Annotated in this window: 18 protein-coding genes; 6 read left to right on the top strand and 12 right to left on the bottom strand. The window is 63.9% G+C overall.

Annotation, left to right across the window (positions count from 1 at the left end; all coding sequences use genetic code 11):
- Positions 1 to 363 precede the first annotated feature (363 nt).
- The 3 genes from P8Y39_00820 to P8Y39_00810 all read left to right on the top strand — a co-directional run bounded on the left by P8Y39_00820 (position 364) and on the right by P8Y39_00810 (position 3,548).
- Entirely contained in the window at positions 364 to 1,875 is a 1,512-nt protein-coding gene (locus P8Y39_00820) for a putative nucleotidyltransferase substrate binding domain-containing protein (GenBank protein MEJ2190875.1), read from the top strand.
- Between the two features lie 73 nt (positions 1,876 to 1,948).
- On the top strand, positions 1,949 to 2,572 hold the full coding sequence (locus P8Y39_00815; GenBank protein ID MEJ2190874.1) for a DUF47 family protein: 624 nt from the start codon (positions 1,949 to 1,951) through the stop codon (positions 2,570 to 2,572).
- Entirely contained in the window at positions 2,565 to 3,548 is a 984-nt protein-coding gene (locus tag P8Y39_00810) for an inorganic phosphate transporter (GenBank protein MEJ2190873.1), read from the top strand. Before P8Y39_00815 ends, P8Y39_00810 begins: the two co-directional genes overlap by 8 nt.
- A gap of 114 nt (positions 3,549 to 3,662) precedes the next feature.
- Here P8Y39_00810 and P8Y39_00805 read toward each other — a convergent pair whose 3' ends face one another.
- The 12 genes from P8Y39_00805 to P8Y39_00750 form a co-directional block, all read right to left on the bottom strand.
- The gene (locus P8Y39_00805; protein MEJ2190872.1) at positions 3,663 to 4,331 is read right to left on the bottom strand and encodes an OmpA family protein; all 669 of its coding nucleotides are present in this window, start codon (positions 4,329 to 4,331) and stop codon (positions 3,663 to 3,665) included.
- Positions 4,332 to 4,596: 265 nt separating this feature from the next.
- Positions 4,597 to 5,166: a tetratricopeptide repeat protein gene (locus P8Y39_00800; protein ID MEJ2190871.1), complete on the bottom strand. Its 570-nt coding sequence runs from the start codon at positions 5,164 to 5,166 to the stop codon at positions 4,597 to 4,599.
- A 1-nt stretch (position 5,167) separates the two neighbouring features.
- Positions 5,168 to 5,416 carry a hypothetical protein gene (locus P8Y39_00795; protein MEJ2190870.1) on the bottom strand — a complete coding sequence of 83 codons (249 nt, stop codon included), beginning with the start codon at positions 5,414 to 5,416 and terminating at the stop codon, positions 5,168 to 5,170.
- Between the two features lie 81 nt (positions 5,417 to 5,497).
- Positions 5,498 to 7,456 carry a sodium:solute symporter gene (locus P8Y39_00790; GenBank protein ID MEJ2190869.1) on the bottom strand — a complete coding sequence of 653 codons (1,959 nt, stop codon included), beginning with the start codon at positions 7,454 to 7,456 and terminating at the stop codon, positions 5,498 to 5,500.
- 99 nt (positions 7,457 to 7,555) lie between these two features.
- Entirely contained in the window at positions 7,556 to 8,260 is a 705-nt protein-coding gene (locus tag P8Y39_00785; GenBank protein MEJ2190868.1) for a 3'-5' exonuclease, read from the bottom strand.
- A complete protein-coding gene (locus P8Y39_00780) occupies positions 8,257 to 10,179 on the bottom strand; it encodes a putative nucleotidyltransferase substrate binding domain-containing protein (protein ID MEJ2190867.1) in 1,923 nt (640 codons plus the stop codon). The genes P8Y39_00785 and P8Y39_00780 overlap by 4 nt, the downstream gene beginning before the upstream one ends.
- Before the next feature lie 150 nt (positions 10,180 to 10,329).
- Positions 10,330 to 11,730 carry a sigma-54 dependent transcriptional regulator gene (locus P8Y39_00775; GenBank protein ID MEJ2190866.1) on the bottom strand — a complete coding sequence of 467 codons (1,401 nt, stop codon included), beginning with the start codon at positions 11,728 to 11,730 and terminating at the stop codon, positions 10,330 to 10,332.
- A 9-nt stretch (positions 11,731 to 11,739) separates the two neighbouring features.
- Positions 11,740 to 14,667, bottom strand: a complete 2,928-nt coding sequence (locus tag P8Y39_00770) for an ATP-binding protein (protein MEJ2190865.1) — start codon at positions 14,665 to 14,667, stop codon at positions 11,740 to 11,742.
- Positions 14,667 to 14,843, bottom strand: a complete 177-nt coding sequence (locus P8Y39_00765; GenBank protein MEJ2190864.1) for a hypothetical protein — start codon at positions 14,841 to 14,843, stop codon at positions 14,667 to 14,669. The genes P8Y39_00770 and P8Y39_00765 overlap by 1 nt, the downstream gene beginning before the upstream one ends.
- Positions 14,844 to 14,919: 76 nt before the next feature.
- The gene (locus P8Y39_00760) at positions 14,920 to 18,006 is read right to left on the bottom strand and encodes an efflux RND transporter permease subunit (protein MEJ2190863.1); all 3,087 of its coding nucleotides are present in this window, start codon (positions 18,004 to 18,006) and stop codon (positions 14,920 to 14,922) included.
- Between the two features lie 2 nt (positions 18,007 to 18,008).
- A complete protein-coding gene (locus P8Y39_00755) occupies positions 18,009 to 19,082 on the bottom strand; it encodes an efflux RND transporter periplasmic adaptor subunit (protein MEJ2190862.1) in 1,074 nt (357 codons plus the stop codon).
- A complete protein-coding gene (locus P8Y39_00750; protein MEJ2190861.1) occupies positions 19,082 to 20,500 on the bottom strand; it encodes a TolC family protein in 1,419 nt (472 codons plus the stop codon). The genes P8Y39_00755 and P8Y39_00750 overlap by 1 nt, the downstream gene beginning before the upstream one ends.
- Positions 20,501 to 20,822: 322 nt before the next feature.
- Between P8Y39_00750 and P8Y39_00745 the strand changes: the two genes are divergently transcribed.
- The 3 genes from P8Y39_00745 to P8Y39_00735 all read left to right on the top strand — a co-directional run bounded on the left by P8Y39_00745 (position 20,823) and on the right by P8Y39_00735 (position 24,843).
- Entirely contained in the window at positions 20,823 to 23,246 is a 2,424-nt protein-coding gene (locus P8Y39_00745; protein ID MEJ2190860.1) for a cation-transporting P-type ATPase, read from the top strand.
- A gap of 65 nt (positions 23,247 to 23,311) precedes the next feature.
- The gene (locus tag P8Y39_00740) at positions 23,312 to 24,352 is read left to right on the top strand and encodes a DUF1566 domain-containing protein (GenBank protein MEJ2190859.1); all 1,041 of its coding nucleotides are present in this window, start codon (positions 23,312 to 23,314) and stop codon (positions 24,350 to 24,352) included.
- Positions 24,352 to 24,843, top strand: coding sequence for a rubrerythrin family protein (locus tag P8Y39_00735; GenBank protein MEJ2190858.1), 492 nt, complete (start codon positions 24,352 to 24,354; stop codon positions 24,841 to 24,843). Before P8Y39_00740 ends, P8Y39_00735 begins: the two co-directional genes overlap by 1 nt.
- Positions 24,844 to 24,967: the final 124 nt, after the last annotated feature.

Here is a 24,967-nt window from a genome sequence, read left to right as displayed (position 1 = left end):
ATTCGAGCCACCCTCCCCCGGGTGGGCATACTTGTATGCTGGAAATAAGCAAATTGAATGCCGGTTTAAGGTTTCTTCGGCCCCGGGGAGGCGGGTGCCGCCGAAAGACGGCGGGATTACGGCATCCGCCACGCCTCCCCTCCGGGCAGGTCCGGCCCGAAGCCCGCCCCTCGCCCTTCCCGTCTGTTACGAATCGTTACGGCAGCCTCCTTCGCAGAAATACAAAAAGTAACGGCCATCCCTTATTATAGGCGGAAAAGCAGGCCCTGTGCAGGGGCCTGCCACCCCTGGGAGGGACGGACCATCCACGCGGCCGGCGGAGCCGGGGGCCGCTTGGAATTCTGTTAGAATAATATGGTTGCCATGGCGAAACGTCCCGTCATCGACCCTGCCTCGCTCAGGAAGCTCCAGGCCCGGCGCGAGAGCCTGAGGGGGATGCACGCGTTCCCTTACAGCGAGGACCTCGCCTCGGTCATGGAGGCCTCGGTGTACACCTGCCTGCCGGGCGAGAGCGTGAAGGCGGCCGTCAAGGAGATGGCCCGCCGCGGGGTCTCCAGCGTGGTCGTGGTGGACAGGGACGGCCGGCCGGAGGGCATCCTCACCGAGAAGGACGTCATACGGAGGCTGGCGGCCGCCGACGGGCTGGACCTGGAGAAGACCCCCGTAAGCAAGGTCATGACGCCTTCCCCGGTGGCCCTGAGCCCCGGCGACAACGTCTGGCGCGCCCTCTCGGTCTTCTCGTCCCGGCGCATCAAGCACCTCCCTCTCCTGGCCCGTGGAAAGGTCGCGGGCATGGTGACCCTCCGGCAGCTCCTGAAGCTCCGGTACCCCGAGCCCATGACTCTCATAGAGGGCATCGCGAGCGCGCAGAGCCTCGAGGACCTGGGGGCCATCCGCCGGAAGCTGCCGGAGACGGCCGCCTCGAAGATGGGCGCGGGCGTACGGGCCTGCGACGTCGTGGTCATGGTCTCGCTGGTCAACCAGGACGTGCACCGGAGGGCCCTGGAGCTCGTCATGCAGAAGATGGGGGAGCCGCCCCTGCCCTTCTGCCTCTTCCTGACGGGCAGCCACGGCAGGATGGAGAACCTTCTCAGGACCGACCAGGACCATGGCCTCATCATCGCCGACAGCAGGCAATGGGACAGGGCCTACGACCAGTACTTCATGGAGCTCACCCGGCAGTTCTCCGAGAGCCTCCTCGCCCTGGGGTTCGCCTGGTGCCCGGGCTACGTCATGTCGATGAATCCCACCTGGCGGAAGAGCTCCTTCGAATGGAAGCTCCAGCTTCAGTACTGGTTCGAGCGGCAGGTCCCCGCCCTGGTGCGGTACCTGACCGTTTTTTACGACGCCGCACCGGCCTACGGGGATTTCTCCCTCTTTGAGGGATTGAGCGAGTTCGCCTTCGACCTGCTTGAGCGCCACCATGAGGCCCTGAGGGTCCTCAGGGAGGAGGAAAGCGCCCACAAGGCGCCCACGGGGTTCATGGGCCGGTTCATCACCGAAAAAAGCGGGGAGCACCGGGGCGAGATGGACATCAAGCGGAGCGGGCTCATCTTCGTGGTGGAGGGGGTCCGCCTCCTGGCCCTCCTGCACGGCGTGCGGGAGACCTCCACCCTGAAGCGCATCGCCGCCCTGGTGGACCAGGGCTTTCTGCACCCGGACGACGGGGAGTACTTCGAGGCCGCGTACAGGTTCCTGCTTCATTTCGCCCTCTCGGCCCAGGTGGACAAGTACCTGGGCGGCAGGAAAATAGACACCTTCATCAACCCCGGCACCCTTTCTCCCCGGGACCGGGAGGTGCTCCGCCACGCCTTCAAGGCGGTGGCCTCCCTTCAGGATCTGGTGGCCGCCGAGTTCGGCGAGCTGGTGCTCTGAGGCCCGGAGACCGCCGTTTCCGGCGCGCCCCTCTGAATTGACTTCACCGGCACCGGGCAGTATCATGTGAGGCATGAAAAAAATATTTCCCCGCCGGATAGACTTTTTCGTCCTCTTCGACCAGAGCATCGCCCACGCCATGGCCGCCACGGAGGCCCTGCTCTCCCTGATGGAGAATTTCGAGAACGCCGAGGGCAAGGCCAAGCAGATTCACGAGATAGAGCACCAGGCCGACCTGGTCACCCACGACGTCATGCGCAAGCTCAACCAGACCTTCATCACCCCCATAGACCGCGAGGACATCCACGAGCTGGCCACCCGCATCGACGACATCATCGACCTGGCCTGGGCGTGCGTGGACAAGATGCTGGTGTTCAGGATAACCCGCCCCACCAGGGACGCCGTCCAACTGGCCCGGGAGCTGCACGAGACCACCAAGTTCATCCACCGGGCCTTCCAGGAGCTGGAGGCCAAGGACTACGAGCACGTCAAGGAGTACTGCATCGAGATCAACCGGATGGAGAACCGCATCGACCGCATCTTCCGGACGGCCCTGGGGGACCTGTTCGAGGAGTACCGGAACGACGCGGCGATGATCATCAAGTGGAAGACCATCTACGAACACCTGGAGGAGGCCTCGGACAAGTGCGAGGACGTGGCCAACATCCTTGAGGGAATCGTTTTGAAACATGCCTGAGATCATCCTCCTCGTCGTCGTCCTCTCCGTCCTTTTCGAGATAAGCAACGGCTGGAACGACTCGGCCAACGCCATTGCCACGGTCGTGTCCACCCGGGTGCTGGGCCCGCTTCAGGCCGTGCTGCTGGCGGCGACGATGAACATCCTGGGAGCCCTGTTCTCCACGGCAGTGGCCAGGACCATCGGAAAGGGCATCGTCCATCCCGAAGCCGTGACCCAGCAGGTGGTGGTCGCCGCCCTGGTGGCCGGGTTCCTCTGGAACGCCCTCATGACGAAAAGGGGCCTGCCGGTCAGCGCGTCTCACGCCCTCATCGGCAGCGTGATGGGCGCCGCGGTGGCCTTCGGCGGGTTCGACATCCTGAACCTCGGGGGCCTGAAGAAGATATTCCTGGCCCTCCTGACCTCGCCCATCTTCGGCATGTTCTTCGGATACTACTTCATGAAGCTCATCCTGCTCTTTTTCGGGCGGTACGGGCCCGGGACGGTCAACAGGGTGTTTGGAAGGCTCCAGATAGCCTCTTCGGCGTTGATGGCCTTCAGCCACGGCTCAAACGACGCCCAGAAGGTCATGGGCATCATCACGCTGGCCCTGGTGAGCGGGGGCTTCCTGAAGGTGGTGGCCGTGCCGCTCTGGGTCATCCTCATGTGCGCCGTCGCCATGGGCCTGGGCACCGCGCTGGGGGGCTGGAGGGTCATCAAGACGCTGGGCTTTCACATGCTCAAACTGGAGCCCATCCATGGGTTCTCCGCCGAGACCGCATCGGCCGCCGTCATCCTCGGGGCCAGCGCGATGGGCATGCCGGTCAGCACGACCCATGTCATTTCCACCTCCATCATGGGGGTGGGAGCCACCCGGAGGCTGACGGCGGTGCGCTGGGGCATAGCGGGCAAGATCCTGATGGCCTGGGTCTTTACGCTCCCGTGCTGCTTCGTCCTGGCCTGGATTATCTGCGAGGCCGTGCTGGCCTGGTTCTAACCGCCCCTCTCAGGGAGGCGGGGGATCCGTGGCTCATCACGTCCCCGTCAGCCGAAATCTGGAGAGCCCTCGCGCGCGCACCCCAGGATGGCGTGCGCGTGCGGACGGGGAGGCTCAGGACCTCTCCCTGGCCCTTTCCTGCAGTTTCTGGTTGGCGAAGATGCCGATTTCCACCCGGCGGTTCCTCGCGCGCCCCTCGGGCGTCGTGTTGGAGGCGACCGGATGGGACTCGCCCATTCCGATGGTCGTGAAACGCAGGGGGTTGACGCCCTGCTCGGCCAGGTAGGAGGCCACGGCCTGGGCCCTGTTCAGCGAGAGCGTCCTGTTGTAATCCTCCGAGCCGCGGGAATCCGTGAACCCCTGTATGAGGATCTTCGTGTCCTTATACTCCTTGAGGGTCCCGGCTATCTCTCTCAAGGTCGTCTGGGCCTCGGGGGTGAGGGTGGAACTTTCCGAGGCGAAGGTGGCGTCGGAGTCGAAGGTGACCAGAATCCCGTCTCCCACGCGCCTGACCCGGGTCCCCGGCATGTTCTGAAGGTCGGTCTTCATCTGCTGGGCCTGTTCGTCCATGTAGTCGCCGATATAGGCTCCCGCCAGCCCCCCGATGGCCGTCCCGAGGAGCAGGCCCAGGGCGGTCTCGTCGGCGGCATGTCCGATGAGGCCCCCCAGCACAGCCCCCCCTCCGGCGCCTATCACGGCCCCTTTCTGCTCCCGGGTCATGGACTCGCACCCCATGGTGACAAGAAAGCCGAGAATCGTCACTACAGCCAGTGTTTTCTTCATCTCTTCCTCCGCGCTATGTCGGTCTCTATGTGTTGGCGAAAACCTCGTTGGCCAGGGACTGCTTTGCGGAGGGTTCGGCCTTGCGCGCCCGGCCCCTCCGCGGGGCGGCAATCAGGCTCTCCAGCCATTATAACGGATGCCGTCAGCCTGATTATAGCCCTTTTGCGGCCGGGCATGAAGGGGTGAGCGCCCGCCGGGAGGCATGGGGCCACCTTGGAGCCGGGGAGGGGGAATCACGCAAGGGCCAGCGGGCGGAGGCGGGCGGCTATTTCTTGTACATGCGCTGCTTCGAGTCGACCTCGGGAACGCGGAGGAGGCGCTCCCCGGGGGGGTTTCTGAGCTCCGCCTCCAGGTACTCCAGGCGGTCCCTGATGGTGGGGGGCTTCTCCGAGACGTTCCTCAGGAAGCGCCAGAGCCATCCCGGGCCCTTCCCCAGGTCGGGGTTGAGCTCGAGGGCCTTGCGGTAGTCCGCCACGGCCTCCTCGTACCGGCCCATCCGGTCCCTGACGATGCCCCTGTCGGCGTAGGCGACGGCCATCTCCGGCGCAAGCTCTATCGTGCGGTCGAAGGCGGCCAGGGCCTTGTCGAGCTTTCCCATCTGCATATAGGCGATGGCCAGCCCCAGATGGGCCCTCTCGTGGTCGGGGTTTTCCTCCAGGGCCTTCGAAAACTCCTCTACGGCCTGCTCGAAGCGGCCGTCCTCCAGGCGGTAATTCCCCTTGCGCACCTCGTAGTCCCCCGGCGTCTGCTGCACTATCACCCGCCAGTAGTAAACCACCGCGCCTATGGCCGCAAGGACGATGAGGGCGATGACGGCCTGCTGGTTTCTTGTCATCCTATTGGGCCAAGCCCCCGAAGTATTTGGTCATGATGACCCGGTTGTACACGAAGGCGAAGGTGACGGCGAGGAGGGCGGCCAGGACGGTGACCTTGCGCCTGATGGCCGCTATCTCCTCCTTGGTGGCCTCCCTGCCGGTCTTGCGCTGGTGGCGGTTGATGCTCATGGCCAGGATGAACTTCCGCGTAGGGAAGAAAAGAAGCGCACCCAGGAGAAAAGAGGTGATGCCGTACCAGTAAACGAGCATTTTTTATTATAGATAAACGAGGAAGCCGTGCGCCAGGCGCCCCGGGGGGCGCCCGGCGCACGGTCGGCTGGGGGGAGCCGGCTACACCCCGGGTTTCTCCAGGTCCAGACGGGCAACCTTGACGTCGCCGATGTCTTCCACCAGGGCGGTGATGTCTCGCTCCGGCATCGTGGACATCCGCATGAAGTACGCCAGGAACCACATCATGCCGACGCCCAGGGCCCACCACAGGATGTGCCAGGCCCAGATGGAGGGCATCCCGAAGAGCCACGTGGAGGAGTCGTTGGGGCCGCCGAAGATGGTGTTGCCCACCACGGCGCCCGGTCCGATGCCGAAGAAGAACCACACCAGGGTGATGCCCCAGGCCAGCGGGGCGAACTTCTTCTTGTCCACCGGCAAGGAGGCGTGCTCCTTCAGGAACCCGTGGTACTTCATCTTGTGCTCCCGTTCCTCCTTGTCCTGACTGAAGAGGGAGACGATGATGGCTATGCCCAGGTTGAAGAAGATGCCCCAGGCCGCCGAGTGCATGGTCAGGGGCCAGCGCCCCCATGCCGTGATGCCGAACCACGCCTGCCCGATGGACTCGGTCAGGGTGACGGCGATGATGCCCGCGATGAGCCCCCAGGTGACGCCCCTCCGGGTCAGGAAGGGCCAGAAGCAGATGCCGATGAGGGCCGGCCACATCTGGAAGCCGTAGGCGACGGCCAGTCCGCCCAGAAGAACCAGGGCGTCATGCGAGGTGGTGGCCACGGCCAGGGCGGCGCCCGTGATGATGAGAACGCCTATGCGCCCGAAGAGCTTCTGGGTGGCGTGGGAGGCCCCGGGGTTCAGGTAGCGCTTGTACAGGTCCCGGGTGAGCATGCCGCCCGCCGTGGACATGTAGGCCGCGCCCGTGGACTGCATGGCGGCCAGGGCGCAGACGGCCAGAAGGCCCACGAACCAGGGAGCGCTGTTGGACATGAGGTGGATGAGGGCCGGGACCACCATCCCCTGCTTGCCGGGCATCTGCATCAGGTCCTCGCCCAGGTGCAGCTTGTCCAGGGCTACGCCGGCCTGAAGCAGGGAGGTGTCCGCGCCGATGAGGTGGGCGCCCATGCCCTGGATGGCCGTGAACACGATGAGGATGAACCCGATGCCGGCCGAGGAGGCCCAGACCTGCTGCGGGGCGAAGGGCCGGGGGTTCTTGTTCGAGAAGCTCCACATGGAGAAGGCCGGGGCCGACTGGATGCCCATGAGGGCGAACATGTACGAAAGCACCATCATGCCCGTCCAGGCTCCGCCGACGGCGGTGGGGCCGGACTTCACCCATTGGATGACCCCGGGGATGGCGATGTAGTGGCTGTAGCCGTTCGGGGTCCTCTTCTGGTCGAGCTCGGCCATCCGGGCGATGCCGTCGTTCAGGGCGCCGAACCCTCCCGCGAAGTGCAAGGTGATGAGCCCGATGGCCAGGATGCCAAAAGCCAGCAGAATGGCCTGCAGGGTGTCGACGTAGGCCACCGAGCGCAGGCCGCCGGAGGCCACGTAAATGACGACCACCGCCGAGAGCATCCACATGCCCACCTCAACGCCCAGGAGCCCGTCGGTAAGGACGTTGAACAGGAAGCCCGAGGCCCTGAGCTGCACGCCCAGGTATGGGATGGAGAAGAACAGGGCCACCACCACGGTCAGGATGCGCATGGCGTCGCTTCGGAAGTAGTCGTGGAACATCTCGCCCGGGGTGACGTACCCGTAGCGCTTCCCCAGCATCCACTGCCTCTTCAGAAACAGAACGCCCGTGAACGGGATCGTAATGGCATAGAAGGAGGCATAGGCGTACTGGAAGCCGTCGCGGTAGACCAGCCCCGGATGGCCCATGAAGGTCCAGCCCGAGAAGCTCGTCGCCGTGGCCGCGAGCACGAACACCCAGATGGGGATGGTCCGGCCCGCGATGAAGTAGTCCGACGCGGTCTTTGCCCGCCTGGCGCCCTTTATGCCCCAGAAGATGCAGTAGGCCCAGTACGCGGCAACGAAAATAAAGAGCCAGATGGTTGAGGTTGTCAAAACTCCCTCCTTTTACGGATATCCACGTGATTCGACGTTTCTACGATGAAGCGTCTCTTCGGCCCTCCCTCTTGTGTCTGCTCACCCCCTCCCCGTGGCTTACGGTTTCCCTATGGCTATCAGGTCCTTCAGGGTGCCAACGCCGCTTTCCGGCAGGAAGGCGGCGAAGCGCTGGAAAAGCTGCGCGGCCAGGAAGGCGTCGTACAGGGCGTCGTGGGGCCTCTGGACGTCGATGCCGTACTTCCGGGCCATGGTGAAAAGGTCGCCCTTCAGGGTCATCCCCCGCCAGTGGCGGGCAAACCGGGAGTCGTTCTCGTAGAGCCAGTCATGGATGACCTTCGTGTCCACCGCGGGGTTTTTGAGGGGCAGGCCCCAGAGCTTCTTCATCTCCCTGTCCAGGAAATGCAGGTCTATGTGCACGAAGTGGCCGATGAGCACGGCGTTGCCGATGAAGGTGACGAACTCCTCGAGGGCCTCCTCCGGGGGCGGGGCCCCCCGGAGGTCCGAATGTGTTATCCCGTGCACCACCACGCTTTCGGAGTTCAGGGAGCTTGCGGGCCTCACCAGGCTGAAGAAGGTCTTCCCCGGCAGTATGCGCGTCCCTTCGAGCGCGACGGCCCCCAGGGCGATGACGGAGTCGCGCTTAAAGTCCAGGCCCGTCAGCTCCGTGTCGAAGGCCACGAAGTGCGCCTCCTCCAGGGGGGTGTCCAGGGAAAGCTCCTTTTTCAGCCGGGCGTGCGACTGCACGGCTTCCGGGAGCTCCCTGGTGCTCTGTCCGAATATCCGCTCCAGAAGGGTCGTCACGACAATACCCTCTCGGTCTTGTAGCTCTTCTCGATGACCTCGAAGAGCGAGGCCGTCAGCTGGAAGGACTCCTTGAGGGTCTTTTTCTCCAGCAGGGAGAGGTTGTCGGGATTGACGAAGCCGTCGGGCTCCAGCCCCCGCTCCGCCTGGCCGAGCTGCACATGGAGGAGCAGCGCCAGCAGGTAGTCAAGCACCTGTTCGACGTCCCCGGCCAGCTCGAACCCGTGCCGGTCCTTCAACTCAAGCAGGCGCCGGAAGGTGGAGACGTCCTCGATGCCCTTCTGGAGGGCGAAGACCCTGACGGCGTCCACCAGGGGCCGGATGCCCTTCTGGCAGAGGTCCAGCTCGTTTCTGTGCTCCCCGGACTTCTCCACGACAAAGCGCCTGAAAAACCCCAGGGGAGGGCGGTTCTCCACGGTCTCGGCGGCCAGGAGGTCCATGACCTCCTCGCTCTGGCGGGCGATGCTGAGCAGATGGTCCCTCAGCTCCTGGACGAAGGCGTCCTCCCCCCTGATGCTCCGCATGTCGAAGAACGGGCCCTGGGGAGGGAAGCTCTCTGGCTCCCTGGCCCATCGGTCGAAGAAGTGCTTCCAGTCTCCGAGGCTCTGCACGTTCTCAACATCGATGCACTCCCGGCCGCCCCGGTAGCCGCAGGCCGGAAGGACCGCGTTGAGCCGCTCCACGAGGGCGGCGAAGTGCTCCTCGGCGGCCTTGACGACGTTGAGGTTGTTGGTGTCGGCCAAGACCACGCCCATCCGTATGGGCAGGTCCAGAGTAAGCTCGCGGCGGGCCCCCTCTCCCAGCATGAAGAGGGCGTAGGGCAGGGGGGAGGGGCCGGTCTTCTTCTCCAGGATGTCCACCACCCGGTTCAGGAGCTTCTCGACCAGCTCGGTGATGAGGCCGGTGATGTTCTGCGCCCGGGCCCCCTCCCTCAGGAGCGTGGCCACGGACTTGTGTATCTTCACCGTGGTTTCCCCCAGGGAGTCCAGGCTGTGGATGCCCTCCATCTCCTTGACCAGGACGGTGGGGGCGGTGCCCTGAAGGACCATGAGGTCGTGGTTGGTGACGACCCCTCTGAAGGCGCCCCTCTGTACGACGAGGATATGGTGGATCTTGTAGCGCATCATCTTCAGGACGGCCTCGAAGCAGTACTCGTCGGCGTCCACCCGTATGAGGGGGGAGCTCATGATGGAGGAGACCGGGCCGGAGAGGTCCCTGCCCCGGGCAACCACCTTTTCCCGGAGGTCCCGGTCCGTGACGATGCCCAGGGGGATGCCCGCCGGGCCCACGATGACCAGGGAGCTTACCTTGTTCTCGGCCATGCGCCGGGCCGCCTCCCGTATGGACATGTCCTCGCCGCCGGTGACCGGCTCGCGCTTGACTATCTCCCCCACCGTGGTGGTGAACAGGAGGCGCTCGGTCTCGGCCAGGCCGGTGTACCTGCGGCGGGTCTCCTCATAGGCCCTGTCGACGAAATTGATGAAGAAGGACTTGAGAAAGAACTCGTTGACCGCAGGGTTTCCCTGCTGGATGGCCAGCACCTTCTCCTTGCCGATGAGATAGCAGATGGTGTCCTCGACGGCCAGCACGTTGGCCCGGGAGCGGTCCCCGCCGATGAGCGACAGGAGGCCGAACTGCTCGCCCTCGGTGCGGTAGTCGATGACGATGTCCTTGTCCTCCTTCGAGGTTATGTAGACCTTGACCCCGCCTTTCTTGATGAGCCGGAGGTATTCGCTGGGGGGGCCGTCCTGGGTCAGTATCTTTACCCCTTTGGGGTAGTACTCCATGGAGACGTCCTCGGCCACGCCGGCCAGCTCCTCCTCGGTAAGCCTGTCGAAGGGCGGAATCCTCCTGATGAACTCTATGGTTTCCTCTTTGAGCATGATGGCGTACTCGGAAATGAGCAAATTAAGTGCCAAGGGGCCTGCCCGGCAGGCCCGCACGGAGGGAGCCGCCGGTATCTTCAAGAATTACAGCGATGTAAGAGGATTCACGGCGACGACGCACGGCGCCCGGAGATAAGAGAAAGGCGGGCGCGTTACGTTATGTTACGGGGAGGGCGGTTACTTTTAGTAACCGTCTCCGGGGCCGTCCCCTCCCGGAGGCCGGCCTCCGCCCTCGGGGGGAGAGGGCCGCTTGAGGGCCCATTTCTTCCTTTTCTCCCAGAGGGTCTTCCGGGTGATGCCCAGCTTCTCGGCCAGCTCCTGCTCGCTGTACAGGTGCTGGTAGTTCTGGATGAAGGCCCTGGTGTAGCCCTCGATGGAGAGCTCCCGGGTGACGGAGTCGTCGAAGAAGGAGCCCCTGCCGGTCACGTTCTCCGGCAGGTGCTCCTTGCTGATGGCCGGGCCCTCGGCGATGAGGACGGCCCTCTCCAGGACGTTCTGAAGCTCCCGGACGTTGCCGGGCCAGTCATAGGCGGCCAGGGCCGAGAGGGCCTCGGGCGAGAGCTCCTTGGGCTCGCGGCCCAGCTCCCGGACGTAGCGCGAGAGGTAGTGGGCCGCAAGCGCCGCAATGTCCTCCTTCCGCTCCCTCAGGGGCGGCAGGTGAAGGGAGATGACGTTGACCCGGTAGAAAAGGTCTTCGCGGAACTCGCCGTGCTGCACCTCCTCCCAGAGGTCCTTGTTCGTGGCGGTGATGAGCCGGATGTCTATCTTCTTGGTCTTGGTGCTGCCCACCGGGCGGATCTCCTGGTCCTCCAGGACCCTGAGGAGCTTCGCCTGAAGCGCCGGGGGCATGTCGCCTATCTCGTCGAGGAAAATCGTCCCTCCTTCGGCCTCCTCCAGGAGCCCCGACTTGGAGGCCACCGCCCCGGTAAAGGCCCCCCGCGCGTGCCCGAAAAGCTCGCTCTCCAGCAGGGCCTCCGGGATGGTGGAGCAGTTGATGGGGACGAAGGGCCTCTCCCGGCGGGAGCTGTTGCGGTGGATGACCCGGGCGAAAAGCTCCTTTCCGGTGCCCGTCTCCCCCAGAAGCAGCACCGTGCTTCGGGTGTCGGCCACCTTGCGGACCTCCCGGACAATCGCCAGAAGGGCCGGGTTTTCTCCGATGACGTCGGAGAAATCGTAGTCCTTTATCTGCCGCCTGAGAAGGGTGTTTTCCCGGTAGAGCCTCTGCTGGGTCAGGGCGTGCCGGACGACCTGCTTTATCTCCTCGTGCATGACCGGCTTGGTGATATAGTCGTAGGCGCCCAGGCGGAGGGCCCGCACGGCCGTCTCCAGGGAGGCATAGGCGGTCATGACGATGAATATCTGCCCGGAGCTCTGCCGACGCATCGCCTCCATCATCTCTATGCCGTCCATCCCCGGGAGGATGATGTCGGAGAGGACGACGTCGAAGGACTTTTCGGCATAGGCCTCCATGGCCTCCTCCCCCGAGGCCGCGGTATCCACGGCGAGGCCCTCGCGGGTGAAAAGCCTCTGGAGGGACTCCCTCAGGGTCTCTTCGTCCTCTACTATGAGCAGTGTCTTTCCCATTGCTTCGGCCTATCCATTGACCGGAAGTTTTATTATAAAACTTGTGCCTTTCCCTTTTCCCGGCGCGATTTCCATGGTCCCCCCGTGGTCCTTTATGATGCTGTAGCAGATGCTCAGGCCGAGCCCCGTCCCCTGGGCCGGCCCCTTGGTGCTGAAGAAGGGGTCGAAGACCTTGTCCCGGTGCTCCCTGGCTATGCCCGGGCCGGTATCGGTAAAGACCATCCGCACGGAGCCGTCCACCTGGGCGATGGAGATGTAGAGATCGCCGCCCTCGGGCATGGCGTCCCGGGCGTTGAGCATCAGGTTGAGGAAGACCTGCTGGATCTGGTCCGGGTCTATGGTCAGCGCCGGGGTGGGCTCGACGTCCGTGTGGATCTGTATCTTGCGGAAATTCTTGTCGTAGCGCACCAGGTCGAGGGTGGCCGCCAGGGCGCTGTCCAGGCCGGTGGGCGTCCTCTGCCGGGGATAGAGACGGGCGAAGTCCCCCAGGTTGCGCACGATGCGGGCGATGCGCTCCAGGTGCCGGTTTATGGTGTTGAGGGAGTCCTTCACGAAGGGGGAGCCGTCCTCCAGCAGCATCTCCTGCACCAGGGAGGAGATGGAGGCCAGGGGATTGCCTATCTCGTGGGCCACCCCGGCGGCCAGCCGCCCGATGCTGGCGTGCTTGGTGGCCCGGAAGAGGTCCTCCTGGATCTTCTTTTTCTCGGTGACGTCCTCCAGGACGATGACGTAGCCCCTCTGGGCTCCCGTGAGGCGGTTGATGTAGCCCTTCAGCTCCATGTCCCCGATGCTGCAGGAGATATCGCCCTCCCGGGGCTCGGGGCCGAATATCCGGGGGCTCAGGCACCCCAGCACGAGGTGGGCCTCCTCGCCCACGGCGTCGGCCTCCCGGACGCCGGTCATCCTGGTCATGGTGGAGTTCCAGTAGGTGACGCGGAGGTTGCCGTCCAGTGTTACCACCCCCAGGGGGATGCTCTCGACGATGTTCTCGCTGAATTCCTTCAGGAGGCCCAGCTGCCGGTTTGCCTCCGCCAGCTCCTGGCGGGAGAGCCTCAGGGTCTTGCCCATCTGCCGGATGGAGGTGAGCAGCTCGCCCTTCTCGGGCTCGGTGTAGGTGAGCCTGTCGGTAAAGATGATGCCGGCCATCGGAGAGCCCAGGGCGCCGGAGAGGATCCTCTGGGCCTCTCCCTTGAGGGCGAAGAGGTCGCTCTGGGAGAGGGAGTCCCGCTGGGCGCCCTGCCGCCTGAGGAACCCGCTGACCACCTCGGCCGCCTCCCGCCTGCCGATGAACTCCACCAGGATGTCCTCTATCTCCGCGATGGTGAGCTTGGCCGGCAGGATCCTGGGCGAGTAGCTCTCCACGAACATCAGGGCCTGCCTCTCTTCCTCCTCGGACTGGCGCGTGAAGAGGGAGAGCGAGACATAAAGGCCCACGTTGAAAAGAAGGCCCCAGAAAAGGGAGTGGCTCCACCTGTCCAGCCCCTTGAGGCCGAACAGGGCGTGGGGGTCCAGGACGGGAGAGTTCAGCAGGTAGGACAGAAAGCCGGCCTCCTCAAGGAGGCCCGACTTCACCAGGGCGGGCATGAGGAGCGTGTAGAACCATATGACGAAGCCCGCCAGCACCCCCGCGGCCGCGCCGTTGCGGTTTCCCCTTTTCCAGTAGATGCCGAAGAAGATGGCCGGGGCGAAGATGCTGACCGCCTCGAAGGACTTCAGCCCCATGTCCACCAGGGTGTAGAACTCCCCGATGGAGACGGCGAAGACGTAGCCGATGAAGACCAGCCCCAGGATGACCAGCCTCTTGATGTTGGCCAGGATGAAGGTGAACCCCTTGACCCGCTTGAAGCGGAAGATGAGGGGGCTGACCAGGTTGTTCATGACCATGTTGCTGATGGCCAGGGACTCCACGATGAGCATGCTGCTTGCGGCCGAGAACCCTCCGATGAAGACGAAGAGGGCGAGATAGGCCTTCCCCTGCCCCAGGGGGATGGTGAGGACGAAGTTGTCCGCCCCCTGCTGGCTCCCCCCCAGGAGGAGCCCCCCGAAGGCCACCGGGAGGACGAAAATGTTGATGAGGAAGAGGTACAGGGGGAAGAGCCACATGGCCCGGGAGACGTGGTTGACGTCGTGGTTTTCCACCACCGCCATGTGGAACTGCCGGGGCAGGAACATGATGGCCATCATGGAGAGGAAAAGCAGGGAGGCCCACTCGCTGTAGCCCACCGGGGAGCCCCCGCCCACAGTGAGCAGATAGCTGAAGTCCGAGGTGCGGATGCGCTCGAAGATGTCCACGTGCCCGCCGAACAGGACGAAGGTGACGTAGAAGCCCACCAGCAGGAAGGCGGCCAGCTTCACCATGCTCTCGAAGGCGATGGCGAAGACCAGCCCCTCGTGCTTCTCGGAGTACTCGAACCGCCGCACGCCGAAGACGCTGGCAAAAAGCCCGATGATGGCCGTGATGATCCAGCCCGCGGCGGCGGAGCCCTTCGTCTGCCCGGCGATGATGGTGAAGGTGCTGATGATGGCCTTTATCTGAAGGCCCAGATAGGGGATTATCCCCACGGCGGCCACCACGGTTACCAGGGCGGAGAGGAGCAGCGAGTTTCCGTAGCGGGAGCCGATGAAATCGGCGATGGTGGTGATGCGATTTTCCTTGGCTATCTTGATGATGCGGCGGAGCACCACCCACCAGAGGGCCGCCATGAGCGTGGGGCCGATGTATATGGTGAGGAAGGAAAGCCCCGAGGTGGCCGCCTTCCCCACGCTTCCGTAGAAGGTCCACGACGTGCAGTACACGGCCATGGAGAGGGCATAGACATAGGGGTTGGCGACCAGGCTCCTGCCCCTGCGCTCCCTGCGCTCCGCGTAGTAGGCGATGAGGAACAGGAGGCTCAGGTAGCCTCCCGTGATGAGCAGTACGGCCCATGTCTGGAACATCAGAGCGCCTTGTTCTTCCTCGTCAGGTTCAGCAGGACGACGGTAACCAGGATGAAGACGGCCCAGAGGCCGAAGAGGTAGTACGGCGCGGAATGCTCAAAGATGCTCAGAAGGGGCCAGTTGAAAAGCACCACCCCGAGCAAGAACAGAAAGGTCCACAGGTCCTTGCTCCCCATTTGGCTCCCCATTTCAAAATTTATCATGTGCGGCGCGACTTTATCAAGACAAAAGCGCCCCGCCGGGGAGGATGGTTCAGCCGCCTTTCCTCTGGAAGCGCCCGAACCTCAGGGCGAGCGTGGGCATGACGAGCAGGTTCAGCACCGTGGAGGTAACCAGGCCGCCCAGAATTATGCGGGCCATGGGACCCTCTATCTCCCGGCCCGGCGCGCCGCTGCCCAGGGCAAGCGGCAGCAGGCCCAGGGCCGTCACGGAGGCGGTCATCAATATGGGCGCGAGCCGCTCCGAGGCGCCCCGCACGGCGCTCCGGAGTCCCCACTCCGCCCCCTCGGCCCATACGAGGTGCTCGAAATGAGAAATCAGCATGACCGAATTTCTCAGGGTAATGCCGAAGAGCGTAACGAAGCCCACCATGGAGCCTATGGACAAATACCCGCCTTCAAGGAGGGCGACGAAAACGCCCCCGGCAAGGGCGAACGGCAGGTTCAGAAGAATAAGGGCTGCGTTTCTGTAATTTCCGGCAACGATGAAAACGAGTATCAGTATGCCGATGCCGGCCAGCGCGGCGTGCACGAGCAAGTCCCTTCTCGTGCGGGCCTGCTCCCGGGCCGCCCCGGCGAACTCCACGTACGTGCCGGGGGGCAGGGATATTTTCTCCGACAGCGCCTTTTCCGCCCGGGCCACGAAAGAGCTGACGCTCCGGCCCGTGACGCCGCAGGTTACCGTCTGCACGCGCCTTGCCCCCCGGTGCAGGACGATGGAGCGCGCGGGCATCTCGTGCAAGTCGGCCAGCCGGTTCAGCCGCACGTACGTGCCCCCGGGGTTGCGAAGCGGCAGCATGCCGACGTCCGTGATGCTCTTCCTGCGCTCCGGGGCGAGCACCACCGAGACGTCGAAGACCCGGTTGCCGTCATAAATCTGTCCCGCCGTTTTCCCGTGGAACGCCGTGTGGATGGCCTCCAGCACGGAAAGGGGCTGAAACCCCCGGGCGGCGAGGGCCGGTTTCTTCAGGGAGGCCATGAGCTGCGGGGCGCTGGGGGGCGCTTGCAGGCGGACGTCCGCGGCCCCGCGCATCCCTCTCAAAACCGCCGCGACCTCCCTGGCTTTTTCGTCCAGGACGTTCAGGTCGCTGCCGAAGATGTTGACGGCCACGGGCGCGGTGTAGCCCGATATGGTCTCGTTTATCCTCTCGGTAAGAAAGGTCTCTATCGAGACGCCTACGCCGGGGAACTTCCCGAGCGTGTCCCTGATTTCTCTCTTTGCGCGCAGGAAGTGTCTTCTGTCAAGCGGCTTCAGCACGACGCCGAACTCGCTGGCGTTCGACCCCCTGGCCTCTTCGCCCTCCTCGGCCCTCCCGGCGCGCGGCAAACGGAGAAGTTCGTCCGATATGCGTCCGCCCATGCGCAAGGTCTCCTCGAGGGAAGTCCCCGGCGCCGCCGCCACGTGGACGATGAAGTTCCCCTCCACAAGCTCCGGCAGAAAACTTCCGCGCAGAAACGGCATGACGACGAGTGTCGCGATAACGAGGGCGGCCGCCGCGGCAATAACCGCGCGGGGACGCCTTTCGACCCCGTGGAGGATTCTTTCGTACCGGGCCTTTGTCCAGCGCATCAGGGGAGGCTCCCCTTCCGGCGGCTTCCTTGCGCCCAGCATCACGAGGGACAGGGCCGGGGTTACCGTGAGGGCCACGAGCAGGGAGGCCAAGATGGCAAGGACATAGGCAAGCCCGAGCGGCGCAAACAGCCTGCCCGCCACGCCGGTCATCGTCAGCACGGGGACGAAGACCAGGACGACGGCAAAGGTGGCGTAGACCACGGCGCTCCTGACTTCCATGGAGGCGTCGAAGACGACATCGAGCACGGGGCGAGGCTCTTGGAGGGCGCGGTTTTCCCTGAGCCGCCTGAAAATGTTCTCCACGTCTATCACGGCGTCGTCCACCACCTCGCCTATGGCGATGGCCAGCCCGCCTATGGTCATCGTATTGAGGCTCAGGCCCAGGCGCTCCATGACCGTGACCGCCGCAAGCAGCGAAAGGGGTATGGCCGTGCAGGAGATGGCTGCCGTACGCAGGTTGAACAGGTAAAGGAAGAGCACGACGACGACAAGCAAAGCCCCCACGAGCAGGGACCACCGTACGTTGTGGAGCGCCGTCCCTATGAAATCGGCCGGCCGGAACAGGTCCGGATACAGGGTTATGCCCTGTTTCAGAAGGGCCGGGCGCAGCTCCGCCACCGCCTTATGGAGACGCCCCGTTACCTCCAGCGTGTTCGCGCCGTACTGCGCCGAGACTATCATCAGGACGCCCGGCCTGCCGTTTATCCGGCCTCCCCCTATGGCAGGGGCCGGGGCATCCACCACGTCGGCCACGTCCCCGATGGTCACGCTGGCGCCGTCCCTGTACGCAAGGACGGCATGTGCAAGCTCCTCCGGGGTGAGCGACTGTCCCTCGCTCCGGAGTGTAATGCGCTGGTTCGTCCCCTCGATGAAGCCGCCGCCCCTCATGCCGGTGGCCCTGGCCGCCGCGGCTGTTACGTCCCCCAGGGAGACGTTGTACTTAATCAGGCGCTCCGGCACCGCCTGCACCTGGCGCTGCTTGACCCCGCCGCCGAAGACGGCGACCTTCGATACGCCCGGCACGGCAAGGAGGCGCGGCCTCACCGTCCAGTCCGCGGCTGTGCGCAGTTCCATCCGGGAGAGCGTCTCGGAGGCAAGCCCGATTATCAGCACGGTGCCGGTGGAGGAGGTAAGGGGCGTCATGACGGGCGTTACACCTCCGGGGAGCTGCCCGGCAAGCGTGGAAAGCCGCTCGGCCACCTTCTGCCTCGCGAGGTAAATGTCCCCGCCTGTCTTGAAGACGACCCGTACGACCGACAACCCCTGTATCGACTTTGACGCCAGGGAGGATATGCCGCCAACGCCGCTCAAGGCGTTTTCCACGGGGCGGGTTACCAGAGCTTCCACCTGCTCGGGCGAAAACCCCGGTGCCTCCGAATGGACGGTGACGTGAGGGGGCGCGAACTCGGGAAACACGTCGTACCGTGCGCTGCCGAGCGAGTAGACTGCATATCCGAGAAAGACTGCCGCAAGCGCTATGACAACGCCCCTCTGGCGGAGGGAAAACCGGACGACGGAGCCCAGGATGCCGTAACGCCCGGTCTGCACTCCTAGTCCTCTTCTTCGCCTCCGCCGCCCGGCGGCGGGAGGCTCTCCTTGGACAAAAGGGCCTGCGCCCCGCGGACGACCACCCGCATGCCGGGGCGGAACACGCCGTCGGTGACGAAGTAGCCTTCGCGCACCGGCTGGGAGGTCGGCACTTCCACCCTGTCAAAAAGGCCCTCTTCCGTCCTCTGGACGTATGCCCACGCCCGGCCCCGAAGCCACACCACGGCCGAAAGCGGGATGACGAACCCTTTTTCCATCCTGCCCGAAGGCAGATACGCCGTTACGTTCATCCCCGGGATAAGCCGGGTTTCGGAAGAGGGAGCGAGGTACAAGAAGCTCATCCCCTGGATGCGCGGGTCGGTGCCCGGCGCGCGCATGATGAGCCGTGCGGGCACCGGCGGACCCCCGGGGGCCTCGATGCCTGTTTTCTCCGGGGCCGAGCGTACCGAAATTCCCGGGGGAAGCGTCACCCGTACCAGGACGTCCTTTACGCTGACGAGCCTCCGGTATCCGGAGGAATAGCCGGTTATCCAACCGGAGAGCGTGCCGCCCCATCGGAGCTCTCTGGCGTCCCTGGCCGACTGCATGTCCTCCTGCGCCTGCAGGGAGGCCGCGCCGTCCGTCTTGAGCAGGGCCTCGGCCCTCTGGAGCGCCCGGTCGGAGACGTTCTTGTTTTTCTGGTTCAGCTCCTTGAGGCGCGCGTATTCCTTTTTTGAGGCCGCAAGTGCGGCCTCCGCCTCGACCAGCGCCGCCTTTGCGGATATGTATGCGCGGCGGGCCTCTATCAGGCCGTCCGGCTGTAAAACCATCCCGTACGCCTCTATCTGCTCTTCGTGCCTGATAGGCCGCAGCGCCTCGGTGACGATGCCCGCAGCCTTCCGGGCCTCTTCGCCGATGCTCACCGCTGCGCCGCCAGCCTGTGCCGCCGCTTCGCCGGCCGGCGGCGCCTGCTCTTTCCCCTCCTTTTCCCCCTCTTCGGGGGAGGAGAAAAGAAGCAGGAAAAGCCCCACAAGGACAAGTGCTGCAAGGACGGCAAGGGCCGCGACAGTCTTTCTGTCTTTCCGTCCCGTGTTCATCAGTTCGCTCCGTCGGGCGTTGCTCCGCGGGGAAACGCAGCGGGGTCGTTAAGAGGCCTCCGGACGGCGTCCTCCAGCCGGCCCACGGACTCCTGGGCAGAGAGAAGCGCATCGAGGCGGGAAAGCTCGGCCGAGATAAGCCCCTGTGTCGCCAGAAGAAGCGCGAGCCTGTCTTCCTGCCCGGCCTTGACCCGCAGGGCCGTCACTTCGAGGTTTTCCCTCTGGGCCGACACCAGAGAGTCCGCGGCCTTGAGGTTTTGGAGCGAAGCGTTGTAGCCCACGAATGCCCGGTCTATTTCCCCTATCACCCGGGCCTGAAGAGCCGTGAATTCCGCCGCGGCCTGTTTCCTTCCGGCCCTGGCTTCGGCGATGGGTCCCTCGTTGCGGTTCAGGACGGGCAGTTCGAGCACCAGTCCGAGCGACCATTCGTTGTCCCCCTGGTCCCAGGAGTAGCCGGGGCCAAGGCGGACATCCGGATACTGCCGCGCGATTTGCAGTTGGAGGGCGGACTGCGCAGCCTCGTATTCCTCCAGCTTTGCCAAGACGTCCGCCCTGCCCGTGAGGGCTTCACGGCGCACGTCCGCCGAATACAGGCTTGCGCTGACCCGCTCCAAACCTTCAAACGATATATCGATACCTTTCAGGGCGCTTGACGGTATCCCCAACGATTCCGCGAGGCCCGCCCGTGCCTGTGCCGTGCCCCCCGCGGCGCGGGAGAGCGCCAGTGCGGTCTTGTCGCGGGCGATTCTCTCGCTTGCGAGGGCAAAGCCCGAAACCTGCCCCGCGGCCAGCCGCTGCTCGTATATCTGCACAATGCCGTCCTGCGCGGAATACTGCTCTTTCAGAAGCAGCTCCTTTCGAGTAAACCCGAAAAGCCGGAGCAGGCTCTTCCGCAGCCTGCTTCTCACCTTCCATGCCGTCTCGGCGATTTCCATGCGGGCCGAGGCGGACAGGTGCCTGGCCCGGGCTATGCGGTATCCCCGCCTGCCCGCCGTCTCCACGGGGATGTCCAGGGAAAGCATGAGGGTCCAGGGCGCAAGCCCGCCGGCGTTGGCGTGATACTGCGGCGTCAGTGCGGCACCGGGGTTCGGGCGTGCCCCCGCCGTTATGACCGCCGCCTCCCTGACCCCCCAGCGGGCGCGGGCGACGTCCATGTCCGGATGGTAATAAAGGGCGGCAAGCGAAAGCAGCTTGAGGTCCCATGTCCCGGGCGGCCACGTGAGCTCCGGCAGGGCCTCCTTTTTCCCTTTCAGGTTCTTCACGATGAACCCCTCGAGCCCCGCGCTCCGCAGCGTGCGGGCCTCGAAGCTCGAGGCCGTTTTGGCGGGTTGCAGGGGCTTGCTCTTAAAAGTCGCGCACCCGCACAAAAGTGAAAAGGCAATCAGCAGAAGGGCTTTTTGTTTGCGCTTTCCCGTCATCTTCTCTCAAGCAAGTAGATTATAGCACCGGCGGGAAGGCGCTGCAGCCGGAGTTTCCCTCCTCAGGAAGAGGGGGAAGGTCGACCGGGACGAAGACCGCTTCCACCAAAGAACGAAGGCCGTCAAGGAGGGTTCACGAGGAGATAACCGAATGAAGGGCTTTGACACAAACCTGTATCGGGTATTTCATAAGGGGACGACGAGCGTGGAACAGCTTTCATCGACGGGAAGGATGCCCTGATTTCGTCCGGCCTGTTCAAGGAACGGTTTTTAGTATATTATTGATGCTGTATCGATTTCTTACCGGACGCCATCTCTTGATATGAAAGAAAAAACCGGCCTTTCCTTTGCAGAAGCACAGAGAAGAGTCAAGGAGTTCGGCCCGAACCGGTTAAGCAAGCCGGCGCGGTTGAGTTTTTTCTCCATTGCCGCAGAAGAAATAACCGAGCCGCTCATCCTGCTCCTGCTGGTCGTTGGCTTTTTTTACGCAATCTGGGGGAGCCTGGGGGACGCGCTCACCATCTTCATTATCATCGTCGCGCTGGTTTTCGTCGAGGTCTGGAACGAGTACCGGGCGAAAAAGGCGATAGAATCGCTCGCGAAGCTCGCCGCACCCCGGACGAAGGTATTCCGGGACGGAAGCGTCACGGAGGTAAAAACTGAAGCCATAGTGCCGGGCGATATTCTGGTCTTGACGCCCGGCGCGCGCATCGCAGCCGACAGCAAGCTCTTCGCGGCGGTCAGCCTTCAGGTTGACGAGTCGGTGCTCACCGGCGAATCGTTCTCCCGTGAGAAGAACGCGGGCGACGAGGTATACGCCGGGACGCTCGTCGTCTCCGGGGAAGGAAAGGCGGAAGTCTTTGCCACGGGGGCCCGTAGCAGATTCGGCAACATCGCGGTGCTTGCCGAAGAAATCAAGGAGCCCAAAACGCCTCTTCAGGTAGCGATGAAGGCTTTGTCGAAACGGCTGCTCGTCATCGCTCTTTTTATAAGCGTCGCGATAGCCGTGCTGGGATTCTTGCGCGGCGCGGATTTTCGACAGAGCGTTTTGACCGGCCTTGCGCTCGCCTTCGCGACCATTCCCGAGGAGTTGCCCATCATCATTACGATGGTGCTGGGGCTGGGGAGCTATGAGCTCTCTCAAAGAGGGTTCCTGGTCAAAAAGATACGGGCGGCGGAGGTGCTGGGAAACGCCACGGTCATCCTCACCGACAAGACGGGAACGATTACCGAAAACGAAATGCAGGTTGCCTCGGTATCCCCGGGCGACCGAGAGCAGGACGTCGTGAAAGCGGCACTGCTCGCCCTCACCGAGTTTTCCCTCTCGCCGACCGATAGGGCGGTGGGCAAGAGGGCCGCCGCGCTGGCGATAGCGCAGCCCGAAGGCGCCATAGTCCGCGAGCGCGCCTTCGGTGACGGCAGGAAAACGCGGGCGGTTGTCCGCGAAGTGGACGGAGAGCATATTCTGTTCATGAGCGGCGCGCCGGAGGAGGTCCTGCGCTTTACAGAAGTGCCTGATGGCAAGGCGGAGGCCGCGCTCAAGGAAGAAACGGCGAAGGGAAGAAGAGTAATCGCCGTCGCTCGAAAAATTATCTCCCCGGCGGAATCCGGAGAGCCGCTCCTGCAATTGGAGCACGACATGGACTTCGTCGGCCTGGTTTCCCTGGAAGACCCGCCGCGGCCGGGCGTACGGGAGGCGGTGGCGGCGGCAAAACGGGCGGGCATACGGATCGTCATGGTAACGGGCGACCACCCCGCGACCGCTTCCTTCATCGCTAGAAGCGTGGGGATTCCCGGGGAGAAAGCCCTTACCGGGGCCGAACTGGACGCGCTCTCGGATGAAGCATTGTCCGAGGCGGTGAAGGAAACCTCCGTTTTCGCAAGGACCAGCCCGCAGCACAAATACCGCTTGGCGCAAGCCCTCCAGAGAAACGGCGAAATCGTCGAGGTCACGGGAGACGGTGTCAACGACACCCTCGCGCTCAAGGCTGCGGACGTGGGCATCGCGATGGGAGAGCGGGGGACGGACGCCGCCAGGGAAGCGGCCGACGCGGTTTTGGCGGACGACAACTTTACCACCATCGCGCGGGGCATTTTCGAGGGCCGCAAATTCTTCGACAACGTGCGCAAGGGGACGGCCTACTATCTCTCGGCGAAGCTCGCTCTCGTCCTTTCCTTCCTCCTGCCGGTTCTCATGGGTGTCCCTTTTCCCTTTGCCCCCATTCAGATTATCGTGCTCGAGCTGTTCATGGACCTGGGGGCTTCGGCGGCCTTTGTCGCCGAGCTGGCCGAAGGGACGATTTACAGCCGTCCTCCGCGAAACCCCCGGGAAAGGTTCCTCGACTCTGCGCTGCTCAAGAAAATCGGCCTCTCCGGGCTGGGGCTTTTTGCCGCGGTATCGGTCTGTTATCTCTACGCGCTGTCCCGGCATCTCAGCTTCGCCCAAACGCAGACTTTTGCCTTTTCCGGATGGATCATCGGCCACGTCCTTCTTGCTTTTGTTTCCCGTTCGGAAAAGGAGCCGCTCTGGAGACTGGGCCTGCTTTCCAACAGGGTAATGGGCGCATGGGCCGTTTCCGCCTTCATATTCCTGTTTGCCGGGACCAGTGTTCCGGTGCTTGCCTCATATTTCAAGCTTGCCGCGCTTTCGGTAAGCCAGTTCGGCATCATTTTCGCGATAGCGCTTGCGGCCATCGGCTGGCTTGAGCTCAGAAAGGCATTCTCGCCGCACCGTGGACTTTCTTGACGCGGTACGCCGGCGACCGGAGCCATCGGCGCAAGGGGGCGGTTAATTAGTCGGGGTGATGGGTAATGAAGGGCCGATGCTACCTGTGGACGGGCCAGGAGACGTGTCACGATACGCAGGGCCAGGAGGTCCCCTGCCGGGGAAGCGGGCAGGATGCGGAGCTCAGAAGGGGCGTTTCGTGGCCCGTGCCCAGGTTCGAGCCCGGGGAGGAGGCGGTCTTTGACCGCCTGACGGGCCTCGTCTGGACCCGGGACGCCAACCTTGCGGAGTTCCCCCTCACGTGGAGGGAGGCGCTTGATTTCGTCGCAAGGATGAACCGCGAGAAGGCCTTCGGATGCGGCGACTGGAGGCTCCCCAACCGGCGCGAGCTGAGAAGCCTGATGAGCCACAAGACGAAGAACCCCGCGCTTCCCGAGGGCCATCCTTTTGAAAACGTCTTCCTGGGCTGGTACTGGACGTCCACGACGGCTGCCATCAATACTGCCTATGCGTGGTACGTACACATGGAGGGCGCCCGCATGTTCTACGGGCAAAAGGAGCAGTTCTTTCTGCTCTGGCCGGTGCGCGGCGAAGGCCGGGGCGTCCTGCCCGCCACCGGGCAGAGGGAATGCCATGACGCGGGTGGAGATGTCATTGCCTGCGCGGGCTCCGGGCAGGACGGAGAGTTCCGTACGGGGCATGCATGGCCGGAGCCCCGGTTTGCCGTCTCGGGCGGCGTGGTGCATGACCGTCTCACACACCTCTTCTGGCGCAAGGAGGCGGACCTTTCGGGGGGCAAGGCCACCTGGAAAGAGGCCCTCGGGGCCGTGGAGGAGCTCAACCGGAGCGGAAAAGAAGGGACGGGCTGGCGGCTGCCCAACATAAACGAGCTGGAATCCCTTGTGGACGCCAGCACCCACAGCCCGGCCCTGCCTGCCGGACATCCCTTCCAAGACGTGCGGGAGGCATACTGGTCGTCCACGACGAGCATGTTCGAGCCGGACTGGGCCTGGGCCCTGTACCTTACAAAGGGGGCCGTGGGCGTGGGCCAGAAACGGGGCGCTCATTTCCACGTGTGGGCGGTGCGCGATGCCGTGAATAGGACGGAGAAGCCGGAGGAGGAATAATGACCGCGCTCGAAAAAGACATCGATAATGCCCTTGCCGCAGAGTCGCTGGCAAACGGGAAATACCTCGCCTTTGCATGGAAAGCGGAAAAGGAGGGCCGGAGGCAGGCGGCCAGGCTCTTCAGGGCCGCCGCAGAGAGCCAGGCCATCCACGCCAGGAACCATCTGCGGGCACGGGGTGCCGTAAGGGACACGGAGGAAAACCTCAAGACCGCACTCGCTGAAATTGAGGAGTTTCAGAAGATGTATCTCCCCATGATGGACGACGCCATAGCGGCGGCTGACACCTGGGCCACGAAATCCTTCTGTTACGCGTTTGAGGCGGGAAAGGTCTTTGCCCGCCTCCTTGAAAGGGCGCGTGAGAACATCGGGGCCCTCGAAGAAGCGGACTACCATATCTGCAAGGTGTGCGGATTAACCGTGGAGGGCGACCCGCCCGGGAAGTGTCCGGTGTGCGGCTCGCGGAAGAGGTCGTTCAGAAAAATCGAGTAGGTTTCCGGCAAGCCGGGACCGGCGGCCGTGCCGCCCCGCCTTCCGGTCGGGCTTCCAAGGGTGTGATAATCAGGGCTTAACAATGCGGGGTTAAGGAATTTTCTATTGACAGCCTGCATGTTCT

This window comes from Nitrospirota bacterium (genome assembly GCA_037386965.1).
Classification (GTDB): Bacteria; Nitrospirota; Thermodesulfovibrionia; order Thermodesulfovibrionales; family JdFR-86; genus JARRLN01.
Note: the sequence above shows the minus strand (reverse complement) of the source record. Positions and strands in the feature narration are given on the sequence as shown.